The 24,918-nt window shown below is 64.1% G+C and carries 27 protein-coding genes; 17 read left to right on the top strand and 10 right to left on the bottom strand.

Features of this window, described 5'->3' with window-relative positions:
* Positions 1–253: 253 nt before the first annotated feature.
* From LL253_RS01455 to LL253_RS01445, 3 genes are all read left to right on the top strand, one after another.
* Positions 254–1,087, top strand: coding sequence for a TorF family putative porin (locus LL253_RS01455; protein ID WP_009822466.1), 834 nt, complete (start codon positions 254–256; stop codon positions 1,085–1,087).
* Between the two features lie 167 nt (positions 1,088–1,254).
* Entirely contained in the window at positions 1,255–1,965 is a 711-nt protein-coding gene (locus LL253_RS01450) for a response regulator (protein ID WP_009822464.1), read from the top strand.
* Positions 1,966–1,973: 8 nt separating this feature from the next.
* The gene (locus LL253_RS01445; RefSeq protein ID WP_228220710.1) at positions 1,974–3,293 is read left to right on the top strand and encodes an ATP-binding protein; all 1,320 of its coding nucleotides are present in this window, start codon (positions 1,974–1,976) and stop codon (positions 3,291–3,293) included.
* Positions 3,294–3,309: 16 nt separating this feature from the next.
* Here the strand turns inward: LL253_RS01445 and LL253_RS01440 are convergent, their stop codons facing one another.
* Positions 3,310–4,971 carry an alkaline phosphatase family protein gene (locus tag LL253_RS01440; protein ID WP_228225921.1) on the bottom strand — a complete coding sequence of 554 codons (1,662 nt, stop codon included), beginning with the start codon at positions 4,969–4,971 and terminating at the stop codon, positions 3,310–3,312.
* Positions 4,972–5,048: 77 nt separating this feature from the next.
* On the opposite strand from LL253_RS01440, the gene LL253_RS01435 reads away from it, so the two are divergent.
* From LL253_RS01435 to LL253_RS01385, 11 genes are all read left to right on the top strand, one after another.
* Positions 5,049–7,076: a protein-disulfide reductase DsbD family protein gene (locus LL253_RS01435; protein WP_228225920.1), complete on the top strand. Its 2,028-nt coding sequence runs from the start codon at positions 5,049–5,051 to the stop codon at positions 7,074–7,076.
* Positions 7,076–7,813, top strand: coding sequence for a TlyA family RNA methyltransferase (locus LL253_RS01430; RefSeq protein WP_228225919.1), 738 nt, complete (start codon positions 7,076–7,078; stop codon positions 7,811–7,813). The genes LL253_RS01435 and LL253_RS01430 overlap by 1 nt, the downstream gene beginning before the upstream one ends.
* Before the next feature lie 96 nt (positions 7,814–7,909).
* On the top strand, positions 7,910–8,959 hold the full coding sequence (locus LL253_RS01425) for an efflux RND transporter periplasmic adaptor subunit (RefSeq protein WP_228225918.1): 1,050 nt from the start codon (positions 7,910–7,912) through the stop codon (positions 8,957–8,959).
* Between the two features lie 12 nt (positions 8,960–8,971).
* Positions 8,972–12,070 carry an efflux RND transporter permease subunit gene (locus LL253_RS01420; RefSeq protein ID WP_228225917.1) on the top strand — a complete coding sequence of 1,033 codons (3,099 nt, stop codon included), beginning with the start codon at positions 8,972–8,974 and terminating at the stop codon, positions 12,068–12,070.
* 27 nt (positions 12,071–12,097) lie between these two features.
* Positions 12,098–12,649: a TspO/MBR family protein gene (locus LL253_RS01415; RefSeq protein ID WP_228220716.1), complete on the top strand. Its 552-nt coding sequence runs from the start codon at positions 12,098–12,100 to the stop codon at positions 12,647–12,649.
* 38 nt (positions 12,650–12,687) lie between these two features.
* Entirely contained in the window at positions 12,688–13,032 is a 345-nt protein-coding gene (locus LL253_RS01410; protein ID WP_009822456.1) for an accessory factor UbiK family protein, read from the top strand.
* Positions 13,033–13,072: 40 nt separating this feature from the next.
* Entirely contained in the window at positions 13,073–13,579 is a 507-nt protein-coding gene (locus LL253_RS01405; protein WP_009822455.1) for a type III secretion system chaperone family protein, read from the top strand.
* Between the two features lie 3 nt (positions 13,580–13,582).
* Positions 13,583–14,395, top strand: coding sequence for a pyrroline-5-carboxylate reductase family protein (locus LL253_RS01400; protein ID WP_228225916.1), 813 nt, complete (start codon positions 13,583–13,585; stop codon positions 14,393–14,395).
* Positions 14,396–14,458: 63 nt separating this feature from the next.
* Positions 14,459–14,971, top strand: a complete 513-nt coding sequence (locus LL253_RS01395; protein WP_228225915.1) for an asparaginase domain-containing protein — start codon at positions 14,459–14,461, stop codon at positions 14,969–14,971.
* A 41-nt stretch (positions 14,972–15,012) separates the two neighbouring features.
* Complete coding sequence (gene uraH, locus LL253_RS01390) at positions 15,013–15,420, top strand: hydroxyisourate hydrolase (RefSeq protein WP_037543428.1); 408 nt, start codon at positions 15,013–15,015, stop codon at positions 15,418–15,420.
* 79 nt (positions 15,421–15,499) lie between these two features.
* Positions 15,500–15,754, top strand: coding sequence for a hypothetical protein (locus LL253_RS01385; RefSeq protein WP_009822451.1), 255 nt, complete (start codon positions 15,500–15,502; stop codon positions 15,752–15,754).
* Positions 15,755–15,841: 87 nt separating this feature from the next.
* On the opposite strand, the gene LL253_RS01380 is transcribed toward LL253_RS01385, so the two are convergent.
* The 5 genes from LL253_RS01380 to LL253_RS01360 all read right to left on the bottom strand — a co-directional run bounded on the left by LL253_RS01380 (position 15,842) and on the right by LL253_RS01360 (position 18,708).
* Positions 15,842–16,369 (bottom strand): CarD family transcriptional regulator, encoded by a 528-nt coding sequence (locus LL253_RS01380; protein WP_009822450.1) that lies wholly within the window; start codon positions 16,367–16,369, stop codon positions 15,842–15,844.
* A 237-nt stretch (positions 16,370–16,606) separates the two neighbouring features.
* Positions 16,607–16,945 carry a ferredoxin FdxA gene (gene fdxA / locus LL253_RS01375; RefSeq protein ID WP_228220720.1) on the bottom strand — a complete coding sequence of 113 codons (339 nt, stop codon included), beginning with the start codon at positions 16,943–16,945 and terminating at the stop codon, positions 16,607–16,609.
* A gap of 115 nt (positions 16,946–17,060) precedes the next feature.
* Positions 17,061–17,708, bottom strand: coding sequence for a heme exporter protein CcmB (locus LL253_RS01370; protein WP_009822448.1), 648 nt, complete (start codon positions 17,706–17,708; stop codon positions 17,061–17,063).
* A complete protein-coding gene (ccmA, locus tag LL253_RS01365) occupies positions 17,705–18,304 on the bottom strand; it encodes a heme ABC exporter ATP-binding protein CcmA (RefSeq protein WP_228225914.1) in 600 nt (199 codons plus the stop codon). The genes LL253_RS01370 and ccmA overlap by 4 nt, the downstream gene beginning before the upstream one ends.
* Positions 18,301–18,708 (bottom strand): metallopeptidase family protein, encoded by a 408-nt coding sequence (locus LL253_RS01360; protein ID WP_228225913.1) that lies wholly within the window; start codon positions 18,706–18,708, stop codon positions 18,301–18,303. The genes ccmA and LL253_RS01360 overlap by 4 nt, the downstream gene beginning before the upstream one ends.
* A gap of 41 nt (positions 18,709–18,749) precedes the next feature.
* Here LL253_RS01360 and LL253_RS01355 point away from each other — a divergent pair, with 41 nt between their 5' ends.
* Positions 18,750–19,040: a 4a-hydroxytetrahydrobiopterin dehydratase gene (locus LL253_RS01355; RefSeq protein ID WP_228225912.1), complete on the top strand. Its 291-nt coding sequence runs from the start codon at positions 18,750–18,752 to the stop codon at positions 19,038–19,040.
* On the opposite strand, the gene LL253_RS01350 is transcribed toward LL253_RS01355, so the two are convergent.
* From LL253_RS01350 to LL253_RS01340, 3 genes are all read right to left on the bottom strand, one after another.
* A complete protein-coding gene (locus LL253_RS01350; protein WP_009822444.1) occupies positions 19,041–19,544 on the bottom strand; it encodes a hypothetical protein in 504 nt (167 codons plus the stop codon). It lies immediately after the preceding gene.
* A gap of 29 nt (positions 19,545–19,573) precedes the next feature.
* Entirely contained in the window at positions 19,574–21,907 is a 2,334-nt protein-coding gene (locus LL253_RS01345; RefSeq protein ID WP_228225911.1) for a patatin-like protein, read from the bottom strand.
* 69 nt (positions 21,908–21,976) lie between these two features.
* Positions 21,977–22,675, bottom strand: coding sequence for an endonuclease/exonuclease/phosphatase family protein (locus tag LL253_RS01340; protein ID WP_228225910.1), 699 nt, complete (start codon positions 22,673–22,675; stop codon positions 21,977–21,979).
* A gap of 87 nt (positions 22,676–22,762) precedes the next feature.
* On the opposite strand from LL253_RS01340, the gene radA reads away from it, so the two are divergent.
* Both radA and LL253_RS01330 read left to right on the top strand, forming a co-directional pair.
* On the top strand, positions 22,763–24,130 hold the full coding sequence (radA, locus tag LL253_RS01335; protein WP_009822441.1) for a DNA repair protein RadA: 1,368 nt from the start codon (positions 22,763–22,765) through the stop codon (positions 24,128–24,130).
* Positions 24,131–24,141: 11 nt separating this feature from the next.
* Positions 24,142–24,660, top strand: a complete 519-nt coding sequence (locus LL253_RS01330) for a CvpA family protein (protein WP_009822440.1) — start codon at positions 24,142–24,144, stop codon at positions 24,658–24,660.
* A 4-nt stretch (positions 24,661–24,664) separates the two neighbouring features.
* On the opposite strand, the gene LL253_RS01325 is transcribed toward LL253_RS01330, so the two are convergent.
* Positions 24,665–24,865, bottom strand: a complete 201-nt coding sequence (locus LL253_RS01325; RefSeq protein WP_228220727.1) for a hypothetical protein — start codon at positions 24,863–24,865, stop codon at positions 24,665–24,667.
* Between the last annotated feature and the right edge of the window lie 53 nt (positions 24,866–24,918).

Genomic DNA, 24,918 nt, shown 5'->3' with positions numbered 1-24,918 from the left:
CTTGAACCCCCTCAGGCGACGCTCCCGGGTCGCCGCGTTCTTCCCCGAACGCGGCGACTTTTTTGGTTGAGCGCGCCGTTAAAAATGTTGCAGCGGCGCAACAGCAATACCATTCCTTTCGCAGATGCGGCAAAAATGGGTTTAATATTTTAGCAGCATTGCGTATGGGAAGCGTCATCCGCTGATATCGGGGGCGCCAAACAGACCCCCGGACCGGCGGATGCAGGACGGAACATTCCAACGTAAAAGGGGAATGTTCATGAATTACAAGATCGCCTGTGCCGCCCTCGCGCTCCTTTCCAGCGCCCCGGCTTTCGCGCAGGAAGAGCCCACCAGCCCCGTCACCGTATCCGGCAGCGTCGGCCTGGTTTCCGATTATCGCTTCCGTGGCGTGTCGCAGACCGACAAGAGCATGGCGGTACAGGGCGGGATCACGGTCTCGCACGAAAGCGGCGCTTACGCCGGCACATGGGCATCCAACCTTTCGGGATGGGGCACCTTTGGCGGCGCGAACATGGAACTTGACCTGTTTGCAGGATATGCCGTGCCGCTGGGCGAAGGCACGACGCTTGACGTCGGGCTGACCTGGTACATGTATCCGTCGGGCGCCGACGACACCGATTTCGCCGAACCCTATGTGAAGCTGTCGCATCAGATCGGGCCGATCAAGGGCCTGGTCGGGGTCGCCTATGCGCCCAAGCAGCAGGCTTTGGGCAAAGTCTGCAGCGATGCGGCCTGCACGGTCTTCCGCCCCGGCAAGAAGAATGACAATTTCTACGTCTGGGGCGACGTGAGTGGCTCGCTTCCCAATACGCCGGTCACGCTCAAGGCGCATCTGGGCTGGTCGAAGGGCAATAGCGGCCTGGGTCCCAATGGCACGTCGATTGCGCCGACCGGCAAATATCTCGACTGGCTGGTGGGTGCTGATGTCGCCATTCCCGGCACGCCGCTGACCGCCGGTGTCGCCTATGTCGATACCGACATCGCGCGTGTCGAGGAAAATTATCTGCGTCCCAATTTCCAGGACGCCGATGGGTCCTCCATCGCCCGTGGCAAGATCGTCTTTTCCTTGACGGCGGCCTTCTAACGTAAAAAGACCGGGCCCGGTCAGCCGGGTCCGGTCTTTGCGGTGTGCGGGACGTGACAAATTGTTGCTGCCGCCATGATCGTCCATGGCTTGCCCTTTGGGCCAGTTGACCGCCGATCCGCCGCCGCTTATTTCCCGGTCATGTCCTTGCCCAAGCAGCCGCATCCATGACCGCTCCGTCGATCATCCTGGTCGAGGACGATCCGCCGCTGCGGACGCTCACCGCCCGCGCGCTTCAGGAACATGGCTATCAGGTGCGCCCGGCCTCGTCCGGCCCTGAAATGTGGGTGGCGTTCGACGCCGGCCCGGTAGACCTCGTCGTGCTGGACGTCATGTTGCCGGGCACAAACGGGATAGACCTGTGCCGCCAGATCCGGCGCAAGAGCGACGTGCCGATCATCTTCATCAGCGCCCGGGGCAGCGAAACCGACCGTATCGTCGGCCTTGAACTGGGCGCTGACGATTATCTGCCCAAGCCCTTTGGCACCCGCGAACTGATCGCGCGCATCCGCGCCATTCTGCGCCGCGTGGGCGTGGAGCGGGGGCCGGACGAACATCGCGAAAGCGAGGCGCATTTTGACGGCTGGGCCGTCAACTTTCCCCGCCGCGAACTGCGATCCCCGACCGGGGCGATCGTCGACCTGACCGGCGCTGAATTCGACCTTCTGTGCAGCTTTCTCAGCCATCCGCAGCGCGTCATCGCGCGCGAACGGCTGATCGAACTGTCGCGCACCCGCATGGGCGACAGCAGCGACCGCAGCATCGACGTGCTGGTCAGCCGGCTCCGGCGCAAGCTCAGCACGCAGGACAAGGGCGCGCCGATCACCACCGTTCGCGGCGTCGGCTATATGTTCAACGCCGAAGTCAGCCGCGCTTGAAACTCCATATGCGCGGATCGCTCGGGCTGCTGGGACGGCTCTTTGCGATCCTGCTGCTGACCGTGCTGCTGGAATTTGCCGTCGGCACGCTGATCTACGAACGGACCAGCCAGCTTTATCTCCAGGACGACGAAGCGCGACGCCTGGCGGAACATCTGGTCATCGCGCGCAAGCTGCTGACCGAACAGCCGCCGGAGGATCGCCGCCTGCTGGGCATCCAGCTGACGACTGATCGCTACGACGTCCACTGGTCGCCCGCTGCGCCGCCTCCGCCGCCACTGTCGCCCGAGCTGGAACGGATGCGCCGGCAGATCATTGCCTGGGAACCCAGTCTGGAACGATCGCAGCTCTGGTTGCGCCTGACTCCCGGTCGCCATTCCGAAATTAATGGCGGGCTGCGGCTGGCCGACGGCAGCTGGCTCTATTTCGGCATGCCGCATGGCGGCGGAAAATGGGCGTTCACCATTGGGCGCATGGGGCTGGCGCTGATCCCGGTGCTGGCGCTGCTGCTTGCCGGATGGGTCCTCATTCGCCGGACGCTGGCACCGCTGCGCGACCTGACGCATGCGACTCATCGCATTGGCCTTGGGTCCGAAGTCATCGTGCCGGAAGCGGGCACCGCCGATGTGCGTAATCTCATCAGCGCGTTCAACGCCATGCAGGCGCGCATGCATCGCCTGATTAACGAGCGGACGGAAACGCTGGCAGCGGTTGGGCATGACTTGCGCACGCCCTTGGCGCGCCTGCAATTGCGGCTTGAAGGGGTGCGGGATGACGAGACGCGCGATGCCATGGCCGACGACTTGGAGGAGATGGGAGCGATGCTGGAATCGCTGCTCGCGTTCCTCGGGGGCGAAAAGGACCCCGAACCGGTCGTGCGCACCGACATCGCAGTCAGCATCGCGACGGTGGTCGATGCCTTTCAGGACCATGGTCAGGACGTCAGCTATGATGGCCCCGATCATCTGGAAATGGAGGTGCGCGGCTTGTCCTTGCGCCGGGCGGTGCGCAACCTTGTCGAGAACGCGCTCCATTATGGCGATCGCGCCCGCGTTTCGCTGCTACGCAAGGGGCAGGAGGTTCTGATCCGCGTCGATGATGACGGTCCGGGCATTCCGCGCGAGCGGCTGGAGGAAGTGTTGCGGCCTTTTTCCCGGCTGGATGACGCGCGCCAGCGCAATACGCGTGGACTGGGGCTGGGCCTGGCAATCGTGCAGAAAGCGGTGGCGGTCGAGGGCGGCCATTTGACGCTGGCGAACCGGCCGGACGGCGGTCTGCGCGCGGAAATTTGCCTGCATCTGCCCCGGTCGACCGCGCGCGGCGGCTGACCGGGCCACAGATCAATCAGTGTGCCGCGCAGCTGTCGCCGTCGCCAGCGATCAGATCGAGGCATCGACCGTCAATTTCGGTCTTCGGCACGGGCAGGCCGATCAGCGCGGCAAGGCTGGGCATGATGTCCACCGTCTCCACGCCCAGCGGCTGTTCGAAATGCCGCATCCCCTTGCGCCAGAACAGGATTGGCACGCGGCGGTCCATGTCCCAGGGCGATCCATGGGTCGCCACCGCGCCCATTACCGCCCGTTCGGGGATCGACATGATATTGGGCTTGAGCAGCACAAGCAGGTCGCCGGAACGCTCTGGATAAAAGCTGGCGCGCGCCTCCTGGATCAGGCTCCAATTTTCGGGGCGGCCGGTGGGTGACGGTGTGGCGGCGATCTCGGCCTTGGTGAAGACCGCCTGCACCTGCGGATGGGCGCGCAGCAGCCTCAGCGTCGCGGCTTCGACCTTAGCGCGCTCGGCAGCGGACAGTCCCCGGTCGAAATAGAGGTCGCCTGCCGCGCCATCGGCCCAGATCAGCGTGCGACCGGGCATGCCGACCTGCTGCGCGATCGTGGCATTCAGCGCCTTGGGAGTCAGCGCGATATCGACACGGCTTTCCATCGGCATGGCGTTCATCCGATGCCGTTCTGGCAGGTCGTGGCCACCATGATCGGCGGTCAGCACGACCGCATAGTCGATTCCGTCCTTGTCCAGCCGGTCGAAGAAGGCGCCCAGTTCCTGATCGAGCCGAGCCACCTGGATGCAGCTTTCGGTGCCCTCGGTGCCATAGCTGTGGCCGATATAGTCGGTCGCCGACAGGCCGATCGAAATGATGTCGGTCTGCGCCTGCTTGCCAAGATCCATATTTTCGATTGCGGCGGCGGCAAAGGCCAGCGTCATCGCGTCCTGTTCGGGCGAAATGCGGAATGCATTATAATCGCCGGCGTCGCGCGCAAATCGGCCGGTGCCCACGCTGCGGTCGCCGGCCCGGACCGCGAAATCCTTCGACACGCATTGTTGCGGCAATTCGAAGCCGGGATTGGCCTGCGCCAGCCGCTGCGCCATGGCGCCATTGACCTTGGCGACCAGCGGCGGCGTCGCGATGCCCTTGTAGCTGACATAGCCCTGCGGACCGCCCAGCCACCAGACCTGATCGGCCGTCGGGCCGCCCATCATGATCGCGGCCCGATCCTTGCCGGCGATCGATACGACGCGGGTCGCGGGATTGGCCAGCTTCATGCGGCCGCCCAGTGTCGGCACCTTGAGGTGTATGGGCGAGGCGACATATTTGTCGCTGCTGCTGCCCGGCTGGCTTTCATCCTCCGCGCAATAGACGGTTTTGTCGGCGCGCGCCGTGCCCAGGTCGATCCAATTATTGGCGATGATCCCGGTGCGCGAAGGCCGGCTGCCGGTCAGGATGGTCGAATGGCCGGGGCAGGTCTCTGTCGCGGCATGGCTCTGATAGCCGCGCGGGAAAACCGCGCCTTCGGTCAGCCGCTTGAGGCCGCCGACATAATATTGGCGATATTCGCTGAACAGGTCGGCAGAAAACTGATCGACGGATATGGCGACGATCAGCTTGGGCGGAGTCGCGGGGGCTGTGCTTGCCGGTGCCGGAGCAGGGCTTTGGGCCATCACGGGCATGGCGGTGGCGAGCAACAAAGCGGCGGCGACTCTTTTGAACATATGCTAGAACCTTCTCTTGCCTTGACGGCGGATGGGGAGCGACCTAGCCCCCAAGCATCCACCCGACCAGAGGCCCGATGCGGATTTTTCAAGTCATCGTCATGACGCTCGCGCTGCTGGCGCTCCATCCTGTCGCATGGGCGCAGGGGGCGTTCGGCGGCGGTCCGGCCCATATCGCGGCGCAACTGGACAGTGAAAGCGACAGCCCCGCGCCCGGTGGGGCAACGACCATCGCCTTTGCCATGACCCCCGAATCGGGGTGGCATGGCTATTGGGAAAATCCCGGCGACGCGGGCCTTGGCATGAGCGTGGAATGGACCTTGCCCAGGGGTGTGACGGTTGGCCCGCTGCGCTATCCGGTGCCTGAAACGCTGCTGATTTCGGGCCTGATGAACCATGTTTATGAAGGGCCTTATGCCATCCTCGCCAACCTCAAGGTCGCGGGCGATGTGGCGCCGGGCACGCGCCTGCCGGTGGTGGCAAAGGCGCAATGGCTGGCCTGCACAGACAAGGTGTGCGTGCCCGAAAGCGGAACGTTGCGGCTCGATCTGGTCGCGGGCAACGGCGCGGTCGCGCCAGCGTCGCGGACGCGGTTCGACGCCTGGCGGATGCACTTGCCGCGGCCGCTGGGATCGCAGGCGCGCTATACGGTCAAGGACGGCCGGCTGCGCATGGCAATCCCCTTGCCCATGGAGGCGGAGGCACGGGACGTCCATCTCTTCGCGCTGACCGAAGGACTGATCCGCTATGCGGCCGACCAACGCGTGACCCGAAAGGATAACCAGATGGTTATCGATACGACGGCGGGTGAAGGCGTCAAGGATGGTCCAGTGCAGGCGGTGCTGCGGACGGGCGACCATGTCGGTTTCCTGCTGACGGCTGTTCCAGGGCCAGTCGAAGAACCGCAACCTGAAGGGCAAGCCGGCGCCATATTGGCGGCCTTGGGAGGCGCCTTGCTCGGCGGCCTGCTGCTCAACATCATGCCTTGCGTCTTCCCGATCCTGGGCCTCAAAGCGATGAGCTTGGCCAAGGCGGGCGGGGACGAACGCAGCGTCCGGCGGGAGGCGTTGGCCTATGCGGCGGGTGTAATCCTGACCTGTCTAGCGCTGGGAGGGCTGCTGCTGGCCCTGCGCGCTGCGGGCAATGCCGTGGGCTGGGCCTTCCAGTTACAGGATCCGCGCATCATCCTGACGTTGCTACTGCTCGTCAGCGCCATTGCCTTCAACCTTGCTGGCCTTTTCGAGCTGCGGCCTTTTGGCGGCGGAGACGGTCTGGCGGGCAAGGGCGGAACGATGGGCGCGTTCTGGACCGGCGCGCTGGTCGCCTTTGTCGCGACGCCTTGCACCGGGCCATTCATGGCGGCTGCGATGGGCGCGGCTCTGCTGCTGCCGCTGGCCGCCGCGCTCGCCATCTTTGCAGGCCTTGGCCTCGGCCTTGCGCTCCCCTTCCTGCTGCTGGCCTACATCCCGGCACTGCGCAGCCGCCTGCCGCGCCCCGGCGCCTGGATGGGGCGGTTCCAGAAGCTGTTGTCGGTGCCGATGTTCCTGACGGCGCTGGGCCTTGCCTGGCTACTGGGCCAGCAACGCGGCGTGTCGGGCATGACCATCGGCCTTGGCGCGGCGTTGCTGCTGGCGTTGCTGCTCTGGTGGCTGGGCGCGCGCCAGCATGGCGGGAAGGGCGGCGGTCTGATCGCCGGGATCGGCGCGCTGGCATTGCTGGCCGGGGCCGCGATCGCCTTGCCCTCAGCCGCCCCGGTACGGGCTGAAAACAACGCAACTTCTGTCGCTTTCGCTGTCGAGAAACTGGATGGGCTGCGGGCCGCGAACAAGCCTGTCTTCCTCTATTTCACCGCCGACTGGTGCCTGACCTGCAAGGCCAATGAGGCCGCCGCCATCGACAGGGCGGAGGTGCGCGCGGCGTTCGACAAGGCCGGCGTCACTGTCATGGTTGGCGACTGGACCAATGCTGATCCAGCCATCACCCGCTTCCTGGAAAGCCAGGGGCGGTCGGGCGTGCCGCTCTATCTCTGGTATGCGCCGGGCAAGGAGGCCGTTGTGCTGCCGCAGCTGCTGACGCCCGCCACGCTTACCGCGCTGGTGCGCTGATGGCCAAGGTTCGGGCCGATCAGCTACTTGTGGATGCGGGGCTCGCCGAGAGCCGCGCGCGCGCGCAGGCGCTGATTCTGGCTGGCCTGGTCTATCTGGGCGATCGCAAGGTTGAAAAGGCGGGGCAGCAGGTGCCGGCCGACGCGGCGCTTGACCTTCGCGGGCGCGATCATCCCTGGGTATCGCGCGGCGGCATCAAATTGGCCCACGCGCTGGAGGCGTTCGCCATCGACGTTACCGGCTTTGTGGCCATGGATGTCGGATCGTCTACCGGCGGCTTTACCGACGTTCTGCTGACGCACGGCGCCGCGAAGGTCTATGCCGTCGACAGCGGGACCAACCAGCTCGCCTGGAAGTTGCGCAGCGACGACCGCGTCATCGTCCATGAACAGACCAGCGCCCGCATCCTGACCGATGCCCATATACCAGAGCCAGTCGATATCATCGTGTGCGATGCCAGCTTCATCAGCCTGGCCAAGGTGCTGGAAAAGCCGATCGGCTTCGCCCGACCCGGCGCGCACCTCGTCGCGCTCATCAAGCCGCAGTTCGAAGCGCGCCGGGAGGAGGTTGGCAAAAATGGAGTCGTGCGCGATCCCGCCATCCATGACCGCGTCTGCATGGAGGTGCAGGACTGGGTAGCGGCGCAGGGATGGACCGTCGCGGGACTGACGCAAAGTCCCATTACCGGTCCGCAGGGCAATATCGAATTTCTTCTGCACGCCCGGCTTGGCGGATAATCGCGCCAGCTTCGTTCCCGCCGTCGATACATAATGATACAGACCGCGACCAAGGGTCAGCTTGTGTCGCGAGGAAAGGCCCGATAGCCCCTCATCATGCGCCTTATTTTGCCCCTATTTCTCAGCGCCCTTTGTCTTGCCGGTTGCAGCGGCGAGGAACAGAAACCGCAACGCGCCGCGCCGCTGGTGACGGTCAAGCCGATCGGGACGGCGACCTTTACCGACCGGGTCGAAGCGGTCGGCACGGCGCTCGCCAATGAACAGGTCGTGTTGTCCGCGCCCGTGACCGAGCGCATTGATACCGTGAACTTCGCCGATGGCGGCTTCGTCAGCCGGGGCCAGGTGATCGCCACCATGGCTGTCGCGCAGGAAAAGGCGGAACTCGCCGCCGCACAGGCGCAGGCGCGGCAGGCCGGCCAGCAGCTGGAGCGTATTCAAGCGCTCAAGACGCGCGGCTTTGCCACCGCCGCGTCGCTCGACCAGCAGCTTGCGCTTGCAAACGCGGCCAAGGCGGCGGCTGACCAGTCGCGCGCCGCGATCAGCGACCGGGTGATCCGTGCAACCTTTGGCGGCTGGGTCAGCCTGCGCACCATATCGCCGGGCGCGATCATCCCGGCCGGGACCGCGATCGCCACAGTGAGCGACATCAGTCGCATCAAGCTGGATTTCGCCATTCCCGAAACCCAGCTGTCGATGATCCGCGAAGGCATGCCGATCGACGCGGTATCTGCCGCCTGGCCCGATCGGCCGTTCAAGGGGACGATCGCGACCATCGACCCGGTGATCGATCCGGCGACGCGCGCCGTCAGGGTCCGCGCCATCCTGCCCAATGGGGACAAGGCGCTGAAACCCGGCATGTTGCTGACCGTCAGCGTTCAGGCGAGCCAGCGCGAGTCGCTGGCGGTGCCGGAACTGGCGGTGGTGGGCGATGGCGAGGATCGTTATGTCTTCGCGCTGGACGGGCGCACCGCCAAGCGGGTGAAGGTCGATACCGGCATGCGCCAGAATGGCATGGTCGAAATTGTGGGCGGCCTCAAGGCCGGCCAGCCGATCGTGACCGAAGGTGTCGTCAAATTGAGCGACGGCGCAACGGTGCGGCTGGCCGGCGACAAGCCACAATCCGGCGCCGCCAAGGCCAAGGGCTGAGGACGCGTCGCCATGCAGCTGTCCGACCTGTCCGTCCGCCGCCCCGTATTCGCTGCGGTTGTCGCTGTGCTGCTCTGCATCGTCGGCGTGGTCGGTTATCTCAGCCTTTCGGTGCGCGAATATCCCGACACCGATCCGCCGATCGTTTCGGTGGAAACCATCTATACCGGCGCGGCAGCGTCTGTCGTGGAAACCCGCATCACCCAGTTGATCGAGGATGCAGTCGCAGGCGTGCAGGGCATTCAGACGATCACATCGACGTCGGAGGATGGCCAGTCGGACATCAACATCGAATTCGACCCCTCGCGCGATATCGACAGCGCCGCCAATGACGTGCGCGACCGGGTCGGGTCGGTGGTCGAGGATCTGCCCGAAGACGCATTGGCGCCTGAAATTCGCAAGGTGGATTCCGATGCCCGATCCATCCTGTTCCTTTCCGTATCGCGGCCGGGCTGGAGCTCCATCCAGATCAGCGACTATGTCGACCGCAATATCGTAGACCGCTTCTCCGCGATCGACGGGGTTGCCCGCGTGTTCATTGGCGGTGAGGCGCGGCCATCGACCCGTATCTGGTTCAACGCTGAGAAGCTGGCCGCGTTCGGGCTGACGCCGGCGGATGTCGAAAATGCGCTGCGCACGCAGAATGTCGAACTGCCCGCCGGCAGGTTTGAATCAAAGCAGCAGAACCAGACCCTGCGCGTCGAGCGCCCTTTCGCCACGCCGCAACAATTTGCCGATCTGGTCATCGGACGCGGGGCGGACGGCTATCAGGTGAAGCTGGGCGATGTCGCGCGGATCGAGGAAGGGCCGGAAAATCCCTATAGCAGTTTCCGCTCCAATGGCGGCACCGCGATCGGCCTGGGCATCATTCGCCAGTCGGGCGCCAACACGCTGGAAGTTGCGCAAAAGGCCAAGGCGCTGATCAAGGAGCTGGAGCTGCCTGCGGGCATGTCTATCGCCATCGGCACTGACGAAAGCCTGTTTATCGAGCGCGCGATCGAGAATGTCTACGATACGCTGCTGGAAGCGGCGCTGCTCGTCATCATGGTAATCTTCCTATTCCTGGGGTCGGTCCGTGCGACGCTGGTTCCGGCTGTCACCGTGCCGATCTGTTTGCTCGCCACTTGCGCCGTGATGTGGTTGCTGGGCCTGTCGATCAATCTGCTGACGCTGCTGGCGTTCGTGCTGGCGATCGGTCTTGTGGTCGACGACGCGATCGTCGTCCTCGAAAATGTCTATCACAGGGTCGAGCAGGGTGATGATCCGCTGGTCGCGGCGTATCTTGGCTCGCGGCAGGTGGGCTTCGCGATCATCTCCACGACGTTGGTGGTGTGCGCGGTCTTCGTACCGATCATGTTCCTGGCCGGACAGACGGGCCTGCTGTTCCGGGAACTCGCCATCGCGATGATCGCGGCGATTGGCTTTTCCGGCTTCATCTCGCTCAGCCTTGCGCCGATGCTCTGTTCCAAACTGCTCAAGACCGCCGAGCGCGGGCGATTGGCGCGGTGGGTCGATAACCGGTTCCAGCGGATCGAGAGTGGCTATGCCCGCTGGCTCGACCATGTGCTGCGCAAGCCCTTGCTGCCGGTTCTGGCAGTGGTGATTTTTCTGGGCGTCGCCGGGCTCTTCTTCACCCGCCTGCCGACCGAACTGGCGCCGGCCGAAGATACCGGCGTCGTTGAATCCAGCATCAGCGCGCCCGAAGGCACCGGCTATGACCAGATGCTGGCCTATATGCTCAAGATCGAGAAGGACCTCAATTTCCTGCGCAAGGATGGCACGCTGCAAAATCTGGTGGTTCGCGCCCCCGGTGGTTTCGGGACCACCGACGATTTCAACAGTGGCAATGTCATCGCCTTCCTGCGCCCGTGGGAAGATCGCAGCATCACCACCGCGGAAGTGGCGACCATCATCAACAAGGTGATTGCCGATCAGCCCGGCGTGCGCGGCAATGCGGCGCCGCGATCGGGGCTGGGCCGGGGCCGGGGGCTGCCGGTCAATCTGGTGCTGGCGGGCGCGACCTATGAGGGTCTTGCGGCGGCGCGGGACAGGATCATGGCGGCCGCGGCCAACTATCCCGGCCTCATCAACCTCGACAGCGATTACAAGGAATCCAAGCCGCAGATGCGGATCGAAACCAATTTGCAACGGGCGGGGGACCTCGGCGTATCGGTCAATGACGTCAGCCAGGCGCTGCAAAGCCTGCTGGGGTCCCGCCGTGTCACCACCTATGTCGACCGGGGCGAGGAATATCGCGTTTTGGTGCAGGCGGAGGATGAAGGGCGCGAAACCGTCGCTGACCTGGAGCGGATCAACGTGCGCAGCCGGACCGGCGCACTGGTGCCCCTGTCATCGCTGGTGACGGTCAAGGAAGTGGCAGGCCCGCGCCAGCTCAACCGCTTCAACAAATTGCGGGCAATCACGCTGACCGCCGCGCTGGCGCCGGGCACGTCGCTGGGCGATGCGCTGACCTGGCTGGAAGGGCAGGCGCGCCAGTCGCCCGAAGTCATCGCGCTGGGCTATCGTGGCGAAAGCCAGTCGCTGCGGGAAACCGGCGGTGCGATCTGGCTGGTGTTCGGCCTCACCATCGTGGTGGTGTTCCTGTTGCTGGCGGCGCAATTCGAAAGCTTCATCCATCCCGGCGTCATCATCGCGACCGTGCCGCTTGCGGTCGCGGGCGGCGTGCTGGGGCTGGCGTTGACCGGCGGATCGGTCAACCTCTACAGCCAGATCGGCATCGTCATGCTGGTCGGCCTGGCGGCGAAGAACGGCATTCTGATCGTCGAGTTCGCCAACCAGCTGCGTGATGAAGGGCTGGAAATAGGCCGCGCCATCCGGGAAGCGGCGAAGCGCCGGTTGCGCCCGATCCTCATGACATCGATCGCCACGGTCATCGGCGCGCTGCCGCTGGTGATCCGCGGCGGTGCGGGGGCGGCGGCGCGCCAGTCGATCGGCGTCGTCGTGGTGTTCGGCGTCAGCCTGGCGACGCTGATCACGCTGTTCCTCATCCCCATCTTCTATTCGCGCGTTGCCAAGCGCACGGTTTCTCCGCAAACCGTCAGCCGCAAGCTGGAATCGGCGCTCAAGGATTCGCCCGAACCAGCCGAATGAGGGACAAGCGCGGGGGTGTTGTTGCCGATGAATGGAATCGCGTCGCGGGGGCAGTTGCGCCTGTCCTATCTCCGGTGGGCGCTCGTGACCGTGCCCGCCATCGTGTTTCTGGGCTTCCTGTCTGGCCAACTCGCCAATAGCGGCTACGGCAATCGCTGGTTCGCCGCGCTGGACAAGCCCGCATTGATGCCGCCGGGCTGGGCATTCGGCGTCGCCTGGACGATCCTGTATGTGCTGATGGCGCTGGCGTTCGCGATCGTGCTGCATGCGCGGGGGGCGCAAGCGCGCGGCGTGGCGGTCGGCCTATTCCTGTTGCAACTGGTGATGAACCTGGCCTGGTCGCCGCTTTTCTTTCGAATGCATCAGGTGGACGCGGCGCTGATCCTGATTGTGGCGCTGATCGTCGCCGTGGGGCTCACCATCCGCTATTTCTGGCGCATTCGCCGACTGGCTGGCATATTGATGCTGCCCTATTTGGCCTGGCTATGTTTCGCCGCAGTTCTCAATTACGAGATCGGCCGCCTTAATCCTGATGCGGAAACCCTTGTGGCCCCGGCGCTCAGGGCCCAAGTAAGATAAAGGAAGGCGCCGGTCGCGCCGCAGGAAGGACAAGAGCAATGCAGAGCGAGAATCGCTTTTTCGACGATCTGGCCAAGCTGGTCAACGGCGCGGCCGGCACCATGGCCGGGATGACTCGCGAATTTGAATCCAACGCGCGGGAACGTGCCAAGGAATGGATCGGCGGTGTAGACTTCGTATCGCGCGAGGAATTCGATACGGTCAAGGCGATGGCCCAGGCCGCGCGTGAAGAGGTGGAATCGTTGAAAGCCCGCATCGACGCGCTGGAAGGCAAGGCTGGTGAACCAGTCGCCAAGAGCGTCAAGACCGTCAAGCCCAAGGCGAACGAAGCGCTCGATCGCAGCATCGAAGGCGTTGCCCCGCTGCCGGACGACGCCAACTGAACGACTGTCCTTTGCCGTCCTACGGTGTTAAGGCGCGCCGATGATGGATAGCGACGAATTTGAACAGGGCGGGCAGGAAGCTGCGCCGATTGACATGCTGGCCGCTTATTTTGAGGCGCATGGCTGGAGCTTCGACCAGGTCGGCGAGGATGAGATCGTCGGCAATACGCAAGGGTCCTGGGCGCAATATGAATTGCGAGGCATCTGGCGTGACGAAGATCAGGTGCTTCAACTGCTGGTGCTGCCTGACGTGCGCGTGGCGGAAGACAAGCGTTCGGCGATCTATGAAACGCTGGGCCTCATCAACGAGCAGCTATGGATCGGCCATTTCGAATTATGGTCGTCCAGCGGCATAGTTTTGTTCCGCCATGGAGCCCTGCTGGGTGCGGGCGGCACGCTGACGCTCGATCAGGCGCAATTGCTGGTCGAAACCGCGATTGACGAATGCGAGCGCTTCTATCCGGTATTCCAGTTCGTCCTGTGGGGCGGCAAGTCGCCGTCAGAGGCGATTTCGGCCAGCCTGATCGAAACCCGCGGCGAGGCCTGATCCATGGCCAAAGGCTGGCCCGAGCATCTCTTCCTCGTCGGTTGCGGCAATATGGCCGGACAGATGTTGAACCGTTGGTTGGACTGCGGTCTTGACCCCAGCCGCGTCACAGTCCTGCGGCCAAGCGGTGGGCCCGTAGCGGACGGGGTCGATGTGGTGACGACCTATCCGCAGGCGCTGGCGCACGGTACGACCGTGATTCTGGGCATGAAGCCCTATCAGGTCGCCGACGTCGCAGCGCAACTGGCACCGCTTTGCCATGCCGAAGTCTCGATGCTGTCGATCCTGGCGGGGACGACGTTGGGGGACCTGCGTGCGCGTTTCCCGGCGACGGGCGACATCGTGCGCGCGATGCCGAACCTGCCAGTCGGCATGGGGCAGGGCGTTGTAGCCCTCTACACCGATGCACATACTTCCCCGTCCGGCAGGGCGAATATGGAAGCTTTGCTGGGACCGCTGGGCCTTTCCGAATGGATGGCGGACGAGGCGCTGTTCAACCGGGTGACGGCGCTGTCGGGTTGTGGACCGGCCTTTCTCTTCCGCTTTGTCGACGCGCTGTCGCGAGCAGGGGAGGCGATCGGTATTCCAGCAGATCAGGCCGCGCGAATGGCGATGGCGACAGTGCAGGGCGCGGCCAATATGGCGGCGGCGGCGCAGGTGACGCCGGCGACATTGGCCGATCAGGTGGCGAGCCCCGGCGGGATGACGCGTGAGGGCCTGAACGTCCTGGACGCGGACGATCGGCTGCTGACGCTTATGACCGAAACGCTGGAAGCCGCGCGGGATCGCGGAGAGGCGATGGCGCGCGGGGACTGATGGGCGGTTCCCCTTCGAAAAGCGTTAGGCTAGAGGCCCCGCAAACATCCTTCGGAGTATGCCATGCTGTCCCCCGACGCCCCGATTCTGCTGCTGACGACTGGCGGCACCATCGACAAAATCTATTTCGATGCCCTGTCCGATTATCAGGTTGGTGAAACCGTGATGGCGAAGCTGCTCGACGTAGCCCGCGTCAAGCGGCCTTTCCGGATCGAGGAAGTCACCCGCAAGGACAGTCTGGAACTGGACGACAAGGACCGTGCGCTGGTCGCGGCCCGGGTCGCAGCGGCGCGGGAACGGCACATCGTCATCACCCATGGCACCGACACCATGACCGAAACGGCGAAGGTTCTGAAAGACATAGAGGGCAAGACGATCGTGCTTGTCGGCGCCCTGGCCCCTGCGCGTTTCGGCGAGAGCGACGCAAGCTTCAATCTGGGCATGGCATTCGCCACGGCGCAGGTGGCCGAGCCGGGCGTCTATATCACCATGAGCGGATCGGTCTTCCGCGCGGACAAGGTGGTAAAGGATCGCGCCAAGGGTGCTTTCGTCCCGGTCGAGGACGGGACGGCCTGAACATGCGTTTTACATATCGTCCAAAGTTGGAAGGTGCCGTCATGAAGGCCGTTTACGCATTTTCTATTTCAATCCTTGGCGCTCTTGCCGCCCTGCCGATGCCCGCGGCAGCATCGGAGATTTCGACCCATGTACTGGACTTGGCGACGGGCACCGGCGGCGCGGGCATCCCTGCCACGCTGGAGCGGAAAAATGACGCTGGCGACTGGGTTGCGGTGGGCAGCGCGGCGACCGATGCCAATGGCCGTGTGCGCAACTTCGGGTCGGAGGTGGTGACGCCGCCGGGCATCTACCGGATTCGCTTCGACATCAGCCGCTATGCGGGCGCGGGGGCCAAGCCCTTTTTTCCTGAAATCGACATTGTTTTTCGCGCTGATGACGACAGCGCCCACTATCATGTGCCGGTTGTCATGAGCCCCTATGGCTATAGCAGCTATCGAGGCAATTAGAGGGCCGATCGGGAACCTCCGTATCCTATTCGGCATTGATCCTGCCGGGTGGCACAACAATGAGGAGGAGGACGAGATCATGGCCGATTACCAGGTCGAACAGGAACGACCGGCAACTACGACGACCACGGTGATTGAGCGTCGCAGTGGCGGCGGCATGACGCTGGCGATCTTGTTGCTGGTCGTCGTGGTGGCGGTCGCTGCCTTCTTCCTGATCAGCAGTGAAACCAGCAAGGACAATGCCGTGTCCAGCGCGGCTTCTCAGGTCGGCGAAGCAGCTAGCAGCGTGGGTGATGCGGCCCAGGACGCCGCGGGCGCCGTAAAGGATCAGTAAGCTCTGGTCGCCGCGACAAGGTCGAAAAAAGGAGCGCATCGACAGGGTCGAAGCGCTCCTTTTTTATGTCTCAAAAACGACGAATGATCAGCCCTCGACCTTCGCATATTTGGGCGCAGCCTCATTCAGGATGCGCAGGATTTTCTGCAGAGCACTTGGTTCGTCCGTCTCTTCCATAGCGGCCAGTTCGCGCGCCAGGCGGCTCGAAGCGGCTTCGAAAATCTGACGCTCCGAATAGCTTTGTTCCGGCTGATCGTCGGCGCGGAACAAGTCGCGGGTCACTTCGGCGATCGACACCAGATCGCCCGAATTGATTTTCGCTTCATATTCCTGCGCACGGCGCGACCACATGGTGCGCTTGACCTTGGGCTTGCCCTTGAGCGTTTCCATGGCCTCTTCCAACGTCTTGTTGGAAGAGAGCTTGCGCATACCTACGCCTTCGGCCTTGTTGGTCGGCACGCGGAGCGTCATGCGCTCCTTTTCGAACCGGAGCACATAGAGCTCCAATTCCATGCCCGCAATCTGCTCCTTCTGAAGCTCGATCACACGGCCAACGCCATGCTTGGGGTAAACGACATAATCACCAACGTCAAAGGACAGCGCCTTGGCAGCCATTTGATACCTTTCCAATTCTAGCGGGAGGCGGGCCGTCGCGGAGCAGCGAAACAAAGCGGAATGCCACAATGTGCCCGGCGCGACCCGTCAAGACATGAAGTTCATTCTCCAGGGCCGCATCTAGGGGAATCCGACCGTTGCGGCCGCTTTTAGCAGATTCGTAACAAAATTACCACCCCCAGACATAATCGCTGGGAGCGTGGCTCGATATGAGACGTCAACGCGATCGAGGCTGGCTTAGTCGCCCTTGCCCGGTTCGGGAGAAAAGAACTGGTCAAGCTTGTTCTCGACGCCATTCATGGCTTCGGCATCAGCCGGCGCATCGCCCTTGACCGTGATGTTGGGCCATTCGGCGGAATATTTGGTGTTGAGCTCCAGCCATTTTTCCAGGCCGTTCTCGGTGTCGGGCAGGATCGCCTCGGCAGGACATTCCGGCTCGCACACACCGCAATCGATGCACTCGCTAGGGTTGATAACCAGCATATTTTCCCCCTCGTAGAAACAATCCACGGGGCAGACCTCGACGCAATCCATGAATTTGCAGCGGATGCAATTGTCGGTCACGACATAGGTCATTGTTCGGGCACTCTTGTCCTTGGGAAAAGCGCCGCCCTGCTATGCCCGCCGCGCGCGAAGGTCAATGAGGATATTATTGACCGGCGTTTAGAGCCGGTTTGGCGGCCGCCTGTCGCTATTCGCGCCCGGCGCGCAGCGCTGCCCCGCCTGCGAAAGGCGTGATCGCGACTAGCAACAGCGACGCGGCCGCGAGAAATTTGAGCGCGGCTCCGCTGCCATCCCCCAATGTGCCGGCGCCGAAAATCAGCAGCGGCACGGCAAGCGGCAGCGCAAGGAGCCCCGCCAGCGCACCGCTGGAGCGCAAACCGGCAGTGAGCGTAGCTACGAGCAGGCCAAGGGCAGCAAGTGCCGGCGTACCGATGAGCAGGCCGATTTCGAGGCGGACCAACATCGCGCTGTCTAGCTTCAGCAAGGCGGCCGCGGGCAGGGCCGCAAGCATCAAGGGCGGTCCAAAGCCGATCCAGTGCGCCACCAGGCGGGCCAGAACGATCATTTCTTCGCCAATGCCGCGCGCGGCCATCTGATCAAGCACGCCGGCCTGCGCATCCGGGGCGATCAGGCGATCCACCGGCAGCAGGCTGGCGAGCAGCGCGGCGATCCAGAGCATGCCTCCTCCGGTACGCGCGAGCAGCCGGGCGTCGGGCCCGACCGCGAAAGGGTAGAGGCTGGCGACGAGCAGCAGGAACGCCACAGGCAGCCAGAGCCCGGCCGATATCCAGGCTTGCCGCAAGTCCCGGCGGACGAGAAGCCACACCAGCCTCATTCCGGCGCGACCTGATGGTCTGGCAGGTGGATCGTCACCGGCGCGGGTATGGAAAGAGGTTGGTGGGACGCGACGAGGGAGATTCCCCCATTGGCCAGATGACGCTCAACGGCGTAGCCCAGAAGTTCGAGCGAGGCGGCGTCGAGGCCATTGCCCGGCTCGTCCAGCAGCCATATGGCTGCGCCGCTCGCGATGGTCCGCGCAAGCATGGCGCGCTTTCGTTGCCCCGTCGAAAGCATTCGCACCGGCACGCAGGCAAGCGGGCCCAAGGCCATGACGTCGATTGCGGCATCGACCTGCGCCGGGTCCGCCTTGTCGATCGCGGCCCAGAAGGACAGCGCCTTATGAAGCGTCGCATCGCTGTCCAGCGCCAGCTTCTCGTCGCATAGCGCCACGCCCCCGCTCCGGGCTACCGATCCGGTGAAAGCCGGAAGCAGCCCGGCGCAAAGCCGCAATAGGCTGGATTTGCCCACGCCATTGGGACCGGTGAGCATCGCGCCGTTCCCTGGAGCCAATGTCAGGTGCACGCCGCGGAACAACATCCGCCCGCCGCGCACGCAGGCGACGTCGTCGAGCCGCAGCGCCGCATCGATCATGATCCGACCATATCCTCCAGCACGTGCATATCGATGTCGGACAGGCCGAAATGATGGCCAATCTCATGCACGACGACATGGGTGATGAGGGCGTCGAGGGGCACCCCGGTTTCGACCCATTCGTCGAGCAGGGGACGGCGAAACAGGTGGATCATAGGGGGCGTATCGCCCGTCTGCGCGTCTTGCCCGACCGGGCGCCCGGTATAAAGCCCAGTGAGGCCGAAGGGGTCGTCAATGTCCATCGCCCGCAGCGTGTCGGAATCGGCGAAGTCTTCGACAAACAGCACGACGTTGAACAGATGTTCCCGAAAGGGATCGGGCAGGCGGCTCAGAGCTTCAAGCGCGAGCGTTTCGATGTCCTGCGCTGTAGGCGCGAAGCGCGGCGGTTGACGGGTCTGCGACATGACTGCCACATAAGCGCAAAGCGCCGCCAAGGGATAGAGACATGATCGCCAGGTTGAACGAAGACGAACGCGCCAAGGCGCTCGCGCACCTATCGAACTGGACTGCGATTACCGACCCGGACGGACTGTCCCGCCGCTTCACCTTCGCCGACTTTAACGCCGCCTTCGGTTTTATGACGCGGGTCGCCATTTTGGCGGAGAAGGCCGACCATCATCCAGAATGGTCCAACGTCTATAATCGCGTCGACATTGTGCTGACAACGCATGACGCAGGCGGCCTGTCCCAGCGGGATGTAGACCTGGCGCGGGCGATCGATGCCTTGCTGGAGTGATCAGCGATAGCTGAGTTGCGTTTCGATCCGGTCGTCATAGCCTTTCAGGGCGGCGATCACCGACGGGTCGCCGGCATAGCGCCGCCGCAGCATAGCCAGGCGCGCGTCCGTGCCCCGGCAAAGCTCGTCGATATTTTCCTGAATGAAGGCGCGGCGTTCAGCGTCATAGGGGTCCTCGCCGCGAAAATGGTCGCAGCCATCGCGCGAAACCATGAATTCCGTCACCTCGCGCGGAAAGGGCGCGGCGCTGGCAGCGACGTCGGATGGGGGTAAGTCGAGCGGGAAGTAAGGGGCGGGTTGCGTACGCACGGTGACGACAGGACTGGCGGGCGTCGGAGCGGCGGCCGCTGCTGCCGGCGTAGGCTTCGTTGGCGCAGCGGGCTGAGGCGCGGGCGGTTCCGGGGCGGTAGCCTGAGCGGCTGCCGGCTGAAGCGGCTGGGCAACATCGTCCGTCTGCGCGCTGTCGTCGGACGCACGGCAGCCGGCGGTCAGCGCCAGCATCATAGCCATCGGAACCAGCACCAAACGCCTGCTCACCCGATTTCCTCCCGCAAGCTGGCGATCAAGTCCGCAACATGCGGCAAGCGCGACTCTTCCTCGTCGAGGATCGCCAGAAACGCCGCCCGCCTATAGTCGGCCAGCATGTCTGGCGAAAGCCGACTTGCCGCAGGAACACTCGAATTCACGATGTCTAGAAGCCGTTCGATGCCGTGCAGCCGCCCCCATAGATAATCATTCTCGCGATAGACCCGGCTGAAAAATGCGCCGAAGTTGTTGAATTCTATCCCTTTCAGCGTTGCTTCGGCGCCGCCCGGACGAATGGCAGAGCAATCTTCCGGCGAAATCCGGTCCACCTTGACCGGATCATATTCATCCAGAGTGTCGCCCTGGAGCAACGGTAGAGAGGCAATGTCAGTGAAGGGAAAGCCGAGATAGGCCAGCAACATGGTGCGGCGACCTGCCTTGGGCAGCCCGGCCAGAGCCTCCGCCAGCATCCGGTCGGCCGACTCGTCGCGGGCCTTGAGGTCCCGCGCCGCCGCCACCGCATCCAGCGCGGCAGCGGCGTCGCCAGGTACGGCCTTGGCTGCGGCAACGACGCTGTCGCCATAAAAGTCATGGTCTTCGCATTCGGCATAGAGAGACAGCGCGCCATAAATCGCGTCATGCATGGCGAGCACCGCAGAATCCTCCGCTTGCGCCTCTATCTCCAGAGTTTCGGCCAGACGGCGTGCCATAAATCGCAGACGGCGGATGCGGAACGCCAGATCATGGGCGCGGAAGAAGGCGACGGGTGCCGCGGCCGATCCGCTGCTTTCGCTTAATTGGTCGGCGCCCTGATTGCGCACCGCTGCCCATATTGCCTGGCGATAGGCTTCGCGCATCATGGCGCTATCCTCTCCGCTCAACCGGAACAGAAGCGCACAAAGCGATTCGACGATGCCCGACAATTTGAGATGACCATAAGCGGGATAGGCGAAGCCGGCAGCGCCGGCGGCGCGCTGCTGCGCCTTGGCGCGCCAGGCTGACAGACGCGCGGGCGTTGGCCGGTCCAGAAACAGCATGCGGCCGACCGCGCTCTCCACATCCGCCTCAATGCCGGGGCGCAGCGCGTCGAAAATCCGCCGCATGCGACGGATTCGCGCGGAATGGCGGTCGATGACATCCAGATTGTCGCGAATGGGTTGTTCGCGCGGAATGTCGGACAGCGCGCCGAAGATGGTGCGGAAAAAGCCGGGAAGGGGCGGAGTAGCTCCGCTCGGCAGATCTTCCTGCTGCCCCTCCTTGTTAAGGCGGATGGACCGGTGCCCCGGCTTGGGATCGATGTAGACGAAGCGCCGGTCCACCTCGCGGCGGGATGGCCGGTTACGCAGCGCGCCGATCGCCTGGGCGAAGGGAGCGTTGGCCAGGACCGATCCGTCGATCAGCACAGCGTCCTCGGCGGCGCCGCGCGCGGCATGACGCGGCAGGGCACGCGCGAGAAAAATGTCGCGGGTTGGCCAGTTGCGGTGTTTTCGCTTCAGCACCCTATCAAGTTCCCGCGCGGTAAAGGGCGGGAAGGCGCCGGGGAAACTGGCCGTCGCGCGGGCGGCGAACACCAGTTCGGCAGTGTCAGCGAACAGCCTTTCGCCCCGCCCGCGCGCGCGGAAGCCGATGGAGAGCCGATGTTCGGTTTCGATGACCTGCGGCGGACTGTTGAGATTAAGGCTTTGGGGATGGCCTTCGAAATCCGTGACCGTGACGAACAGGTCGAGCGGATGGCCTTCAGGCAGCAAGGGCGGTCCCCGGTCGGCCGCCGCCATGGCATCGAACGCGTCGAGCAGCATGGTGGTGAAAATTTCTCCGCCGAACGGCGGGTCGAACCAGCGCGACCGGATGAAGCGCGACAATTTCATCCGCACCTCCTCCCGGGTGCCGGGCGCCACGGTGCGTTCCACCGCATCGCCGGGATGGCGCGCCGCCATCCAGACGAGCGGCGTCGCCCAGAATTTGGTGAAAGCGCGGGCTGGTCGGGCGTCGGGGTCCAGCAATTGATCGACATCGGCATTGTCGAGCCAGAGGTCGGTCAGTGGTTCCAGAGATTGCCCGGTTTCTATCGCTTGCGCCAGGAAGATGCCGTTGATGCCGCCGGCGCTGGCTCCTGCGATGATGTCGGGCATGACGCGCAGGCGAATGCCGCTTTGCGTCTCGATCGCGCCGATGAGCGCGCGATAGACGGCTTCGCTGCTGCTGCTGGGCGCTGCATCGTCATGATAGGCGCGGCTGGCGCGGGCGAGCCGCCAGACTTCCTTGGTGATGCCGTGCATGTAGATGGCCAGGCTGATGCCGCCGTAGCAGACCAGCGCGAGCCGTAATTCCCGCTCCTTCATGGTATCAGGGTCGCAGAGGCAGAGCGCATTGTCGAGGGCGATGACAGGTGGCCGAACAGCAAGACGACCTCAATCAACAGAGAATTCCGCCCAGATCGGCAGATGATCGGATGCCTTGCGCGCGGCGGCGCTTTCATGGACGCCGCAGGCCTTCAGGGTCAGTTGGCTGCAATGCATGATACGGTCCAACCGGGCGACGGGCCGGCGAGCGTGAAAGCTGCGGCCGCAGGGGGCAAAGCTGTAATGACGGCCAAAATCAGCCAGACACCCACCATTTGCGCTCCATTCGTTGAGATCGCCCATCAAGATGGTGGGCAAGCTTTCGCCTTGCGCAGCAGCATGGATGACCGCAGCCGCCTGCCGGCGACGCCACAGGCCCGACAGGTCAAGATGCATGCCAAACACGCGCACAGTGATGTCCTTCGCCGTGATTTCCGCCATGGTCGCGCCGCGCGGTTCCAGATAGGGCAGGTGCAGCACGTCATGGACGCCAATTTCGGCTTCCTTGCGAACCAGGATCGCATTGCCATGCCAGCCCATCGAGTCGGTCTGGATATTGAGGGGCACGGACTTGTAACCGCTCAACATGTCGAGCAGCAGAGGCGGAATGGCGGCCGAGCGTACGCCGAAACGTCGGTCTGCCTCCTGCAAGGCGATGATGTCCGCGTCGACCTCCCCCAGGACTTCTAGCACCCTTTCCGGGATCCGTCGCCGATCGGTGCCGATGGCCTTGCGAATATTGTAGCTGGCGACGCGGATCGTTTTCATGCCGTTTCAATGCCCGAGCATGGACGATGTTTCCACTGCGACCGCGATCGTTCTTGAATTGTTCCTCGCCTTTCGCCATGACAGGTCATGGCCAAGGCAAAGCGAAAATTCGTCTGTCAGCAATGCGGCACCGTCACCAGCCGATGGCAGGGGCAGTGTGAGGATTGCGGCGAATGGAACAGCATTGTCGAGGAAGCCGGGGAGACGGTCTTTTCCGCGCGGCACGACCTGCAAAATGGCGGCCGGGCGATCACGCTGGTGGGTCTTGACAGCGCGGTCGAGCTGCCCCCGCGCACGAGCACCGGCATTGCCGAATTCGACCGGGCGCTAGGGGGCGGCATCGTTCATGGCTCGGCGACCCTTATCGGCGGCGATCCGGGTATCGGCAAATCGACCCTGCTGCTCCAGGCGGCGGCGCGGATCGCGATGCGCGGCCTTTCAGTCGCCTATATCAGCGGTGAGGAGGCGGCCGACCAAGTGCGTTTGCGGGCGCAGCGGCTGGGCCTTGGCACCGCGCCGGTGCAATTGGCGAGCGCGACATCCGTGCGCGACATATTGACCACGCTGGGGGAGGGGCCACCGCCTGCTCTGCTCATCATCGATTCGATCCAGACGATGCACAGCGACCTGATCGAGGGCGCACCCGGCACCGTCAGCCAGGTGCGCGCCTCGTCCCAGGAACTCATCAAATTCGCCAAGCAGCGCGGCACCGCGCTGATCCTCGTGGGGCACGTCACCAAGGATGGCAGCATCGCGGGGCCGCGCGTGCTGGAACATATGGTCGATACCGTGCTGGCGTTCGAAGGCGAACGCAGCCACCAATATCGTATCCTGCGCGCGGTCAAGAACCGCTTTGGCGGTACCGACGAGATCGGCGTCTTCGCGATGGTGGCCGAAGGGTTGGAAGAGGTCGCCAATCCGTCGGCTTTGTTCCTCACCAACCGGGACGAGACGGTGACAGGCGCAACGGTCTTCCCGGCGCTGGAAGGGACGCGACCCGTGCTGGTGGAGATACAGGCGCTGGTCGTGCGCCTGTCGAGTGGCGCGACGCCGCGTCGGGCCGTCGTTGGCTGGGACAATGGCCGGCTGGCGATGATCCTTGCCGTGCTGGAGGCGCGCTGTGGCCTCAGCTTTTCGACGGCCGAGGTATATCTCAACGTCGCGGGCGGGTATCGCCTGTCCGATCCCGCCGCCGATCTGGCCGTCGCGGCCGCGCTGATCTCGGCGTTATCGGAGCGGCCGGTGCCCGCCGACGTCGTGCTGTTCGGCGAAGTCGCCTTGTCGAGCGAGATCCGGCCTGTCGCGCATGCGCCGCTGCGGCTGCGGGAAGCGGCCAAATTGGGCTTCAACCGGGCCTTCGTGCCCGCGTCCGCCAGCGATGGCGTGAACGGGATAGCGGTGAGTGGTTTTCGCACGCTCGCGCAGCTGGTTGACCAGATGCTGGGACGCGGATAGCCACGCAGGCGATGAACGCCATCGACATTCTCGTTCTGCTCGCCATCGGCGGGTGTGCCGTGCTGGGGCTGCTGCGCGGTTTCGTGCTGGAAACCCTGTCTCTCATCGCCTGGGTGCTGGCGATCTTCGCCATCCGCCTCTTTCATGCATCGGCTGCCGAACTGCTCAGCGCCTTTGTCGGCTCGCCGAGCGGTGCGGCGGTGCTGGCGCTGGTCCTTGTGTTCGGCGTCACATTCGGCGCGGGCAAGATGCTGGCCCATGCCATCGGCCGACGTACGCGCCAGTCGATCCTGGGACCGGTCGACCGGGTCTTGGGCGCGGGCTTTGGCGCGGTGAAGGGTCTGATCGGCGCGACGTTGATCTTCCTTGCCTTCAGCCTGGTCTACGACACTTTCTACGGCAGCGGCGCACGCCGGCCCGATTGGCTGAGCGACGCACGCACCTACCCGCTGCTCAATGCCAGCGGGCAGGCGATCAGCGCATTTCTGGCCGAGCAACGGGCAAAGCAGCCCGCGCCCGAGGATCGCTGAGGGCTCAGTCGTAGCTTTTGCCGGTATGCTGGGTCACATTGGCGCCGCCCCTGGCCTGATCCTCCTGCAATTCCTCGCCATGCCAGATGTTGCGCGCCAGGAAGATGACGATGACGATCGCCAGAATAAGGCCAACGACCCAGCATCCTGCGCGTTGCAGGCGGCGGGCGCTGGGCTGTTCGGAAGGAGACATGCGTTCGGTCATGGGAACCCAAGCGCCGGCTGGCCACAAGGGTTCCGTTATCCGCTAACCCAGGA

Source organism: Sphingobium soli, assembly GCF_020782245.1.
GTDB classification, from domain to species: domain Bacteria; phylum Pseudomonadota; class Alphaproteobacteria; order Sphingomonadales; family Sphingomonadaceae; genus Sphingobium; species Sphingobium soli.
Note: the sequence above shows the minus strand (reverse complement) of the source record. Positions and strands in the feature narration are given on the sequence as shown.

What these genes read in the sequence shown, in the direction of transcription:
- ccmA (WP_228225914.1), bottom strand. Translation starts at nt 18,304, where the DNA reads ATGATCGATGCGGCGCTGCGGCTCGACGACGTCGCCTGCGTGCGCGGC.
- LL253_RS01425 (WP_228225918.1), top strand. Translation starts at nt 7,910, where the DNA reads ATGCGCCTTATTTTGCCCCTATTTCTCAGCGCCCTTTGTCTTGCCGGT.
- LL253_RS01380 (WP_009822450.1), bottom strand. Translation starts at nt 16,369, where the DNA reads ATGGCTGCCAAGGCGCTGTCCTTTGACGTTGGTGATTATGTCGTTTAC.
- LL253_RS01355 (WP_228225912.1), top strand. Translation starts at nt 18,750, where the DNA reads ATGATCGCCAGGTTGAACGAAGACGAACGCGCCAAGGCGCTCGCGCAC.
- radA (WP_009822441.1), top strand. Translation starts at nt 22,763, where the DNA reads ATGGCCAAGGCAAAGCGAAAATTCGTCTGTCAGCAATGCGGCACCGTC.
- LL253_RS01440 (WP_228225921.1), bottom strand. Translation starts at nt 4,971, where the DNA reads ATGTTCAAAAGAGTCGCCGCCGCTTTGTTGCTCGCCACCGCCATGCCC.
- LL253_RS01325 (WP_228220727.1), bottom strand. Translation starts at nt 24,865, where the DNA reads ATGACCGAACGCATGTCTCCTTCCGAACAGCCCAGCGCCCGCCGCCTG.
- LL253_RS01450 (WP_009822464.1), top strand. Translation starts at nt 1,255, where the DNA reads ATGACCGCTCCGTCGATCATCCTGGTCGAGGACGATCCGCCGCTGCGG.
- LL253_RS01360 (WP_228225913.1), bottom strand. Translation starts at nt 18,708, where the DNA reads ATGTCGCAGACCCGTCAACCGCCGCGCTTCGCGCCTACAGCGCAGGAC.
- LL253_RS01385 (WP_009822451.1), top strand. Translation starts at nt 15,500, where the DNA reads ATGGCCGATTACCAGGTCGAACAGGAACGACCGGCAACTACGACGACC.
- LL253_RS01370 (WP_009822448.1), bottom strand. Translation starts at nt 17,708, where the DNA reads ATGAGGCTGGTGTGGCTTCTCGTCCGCCGGGACTTGCGGCAAGCCTGG.
- LL253_RS01395 (WP_228225915.1), top strand. Translation starts at nt 14,459, where the DNA reads ATGCTGTCCCCCGACGCCCCGATTCTGCTGCTGACGACTGGCGGCACC.
- LL253_RS01410 (WP_009822456.1), top strand. Translation starts at nt 12,688, where the DNA reads ATGCAGAGCGAGAATCGCTTTTTCGACGATCTGGCCAAGCTGGTCAAC.
- LL253_RS01340 (WP_228225910.1), bottom strand. Translation starts at nt 22,675, where the DNA reads ATGAAAACGATCCGCGTCGCCAGCTACAATATTCGCAAGGCCATCGGC.
- fdxA (WP_228220720.1), bottom strand. Translation starts at nt 16,945, where the DNA reads ATGACCTATGTCGTGACCGACAATTGCATCCGCTGCAAATTCATGGAT.
- LL253_RS01455 (WP_009822466.1), top strand. Translation starts at nt 254, where the DNA reads ATGTTCATGAATTACAAGATCGCCTGTGCCGCCCTCGCGCTCCTTTCC.
- LL253_RS01345 (WP_228225911.1), bottom strand. Translation starts at nt 21,907, where the DNA reads ATGAAGGAGCGGGAATTACGGCTCGCGCTGGTCTGCTACGGCGGCATC.
- LL253_RS01415 (WP_228220716.1), top strand. Translation starts at nt 12,098, where the DNA reads ATGAATGGAATCGCGTCGCGGGGGCAGTTGCGCCTGTCCTATCTCCGG.
- LL253_RS01435 (WP_228225920.1), top strand. Translation starts at nt 5,049, where the DNA reads ATGCGGATTTTTCAAGTCATCGTCATGACGCTCGCGCTGCTGGCGCTC.
- LL253_RS01400 (WP_228225916.1), top strand. Translation starts at nt 13,583, where the DNA reads ATGGCCAAAGGCTGGCCCGAGCATCTCTTCCTCGTCGGTTGCGGCAAT.
- LL253_RS01445 (WP_228220710.1), top strand. Translation starts at nt 1,974, where the DNA reads ATGCGCGGATCGCTCGGGCTGCTGGGACGGCTCTTTGCGATCCTGCTG.
- LL253_RS01430 (WP_228225919.1), top strand. Translation starts at nt 7,076, where the DNA reads ATGGCCAAGGTTCGGGCCGATCAGCTACTTGTGGATGCGGGGCTCGCC.
- LL253_RS01420 (WP_228225917.1), top strand. Translation starts at nt 8,972, where the DNA reads ATGCAGCTGTCCGACCTGTCCGTCCGCCGCCCCGTATTCGCTGCGGTT.
- LL253_RS01350 (WP_009822444.1), bottom strand. Translation starts at nt 19,544, where the DNA reads ATGATGCTGGCGCTGACCGCCGGCTGCCGTGCGTCCGACGACAGCGCG.
- LL253_RS01405 (WP_009822455.1), top strand. Translation starts at nt 13,073, where the DNA reads ATGATGGATAGCGACGAATTTGAACAGGGCGGGCAGGAAGCTGCGCCG.
- LL253_RS01330 (WP_009822440.1), top strand. Translation starts at nt 24,142, where the DNA reads ATGAACGCCATCGACATTCTCGTTCTGCTCGCCATCGGCGGGTGTGCC.
- uraH (WP_037543428.1), top strand. Translation starts at nt 15,013, where the DNA reads ATGAAGGCCGTTTACGCATTTTCTATTTCAATCCTTGGCGCTCTTGCC.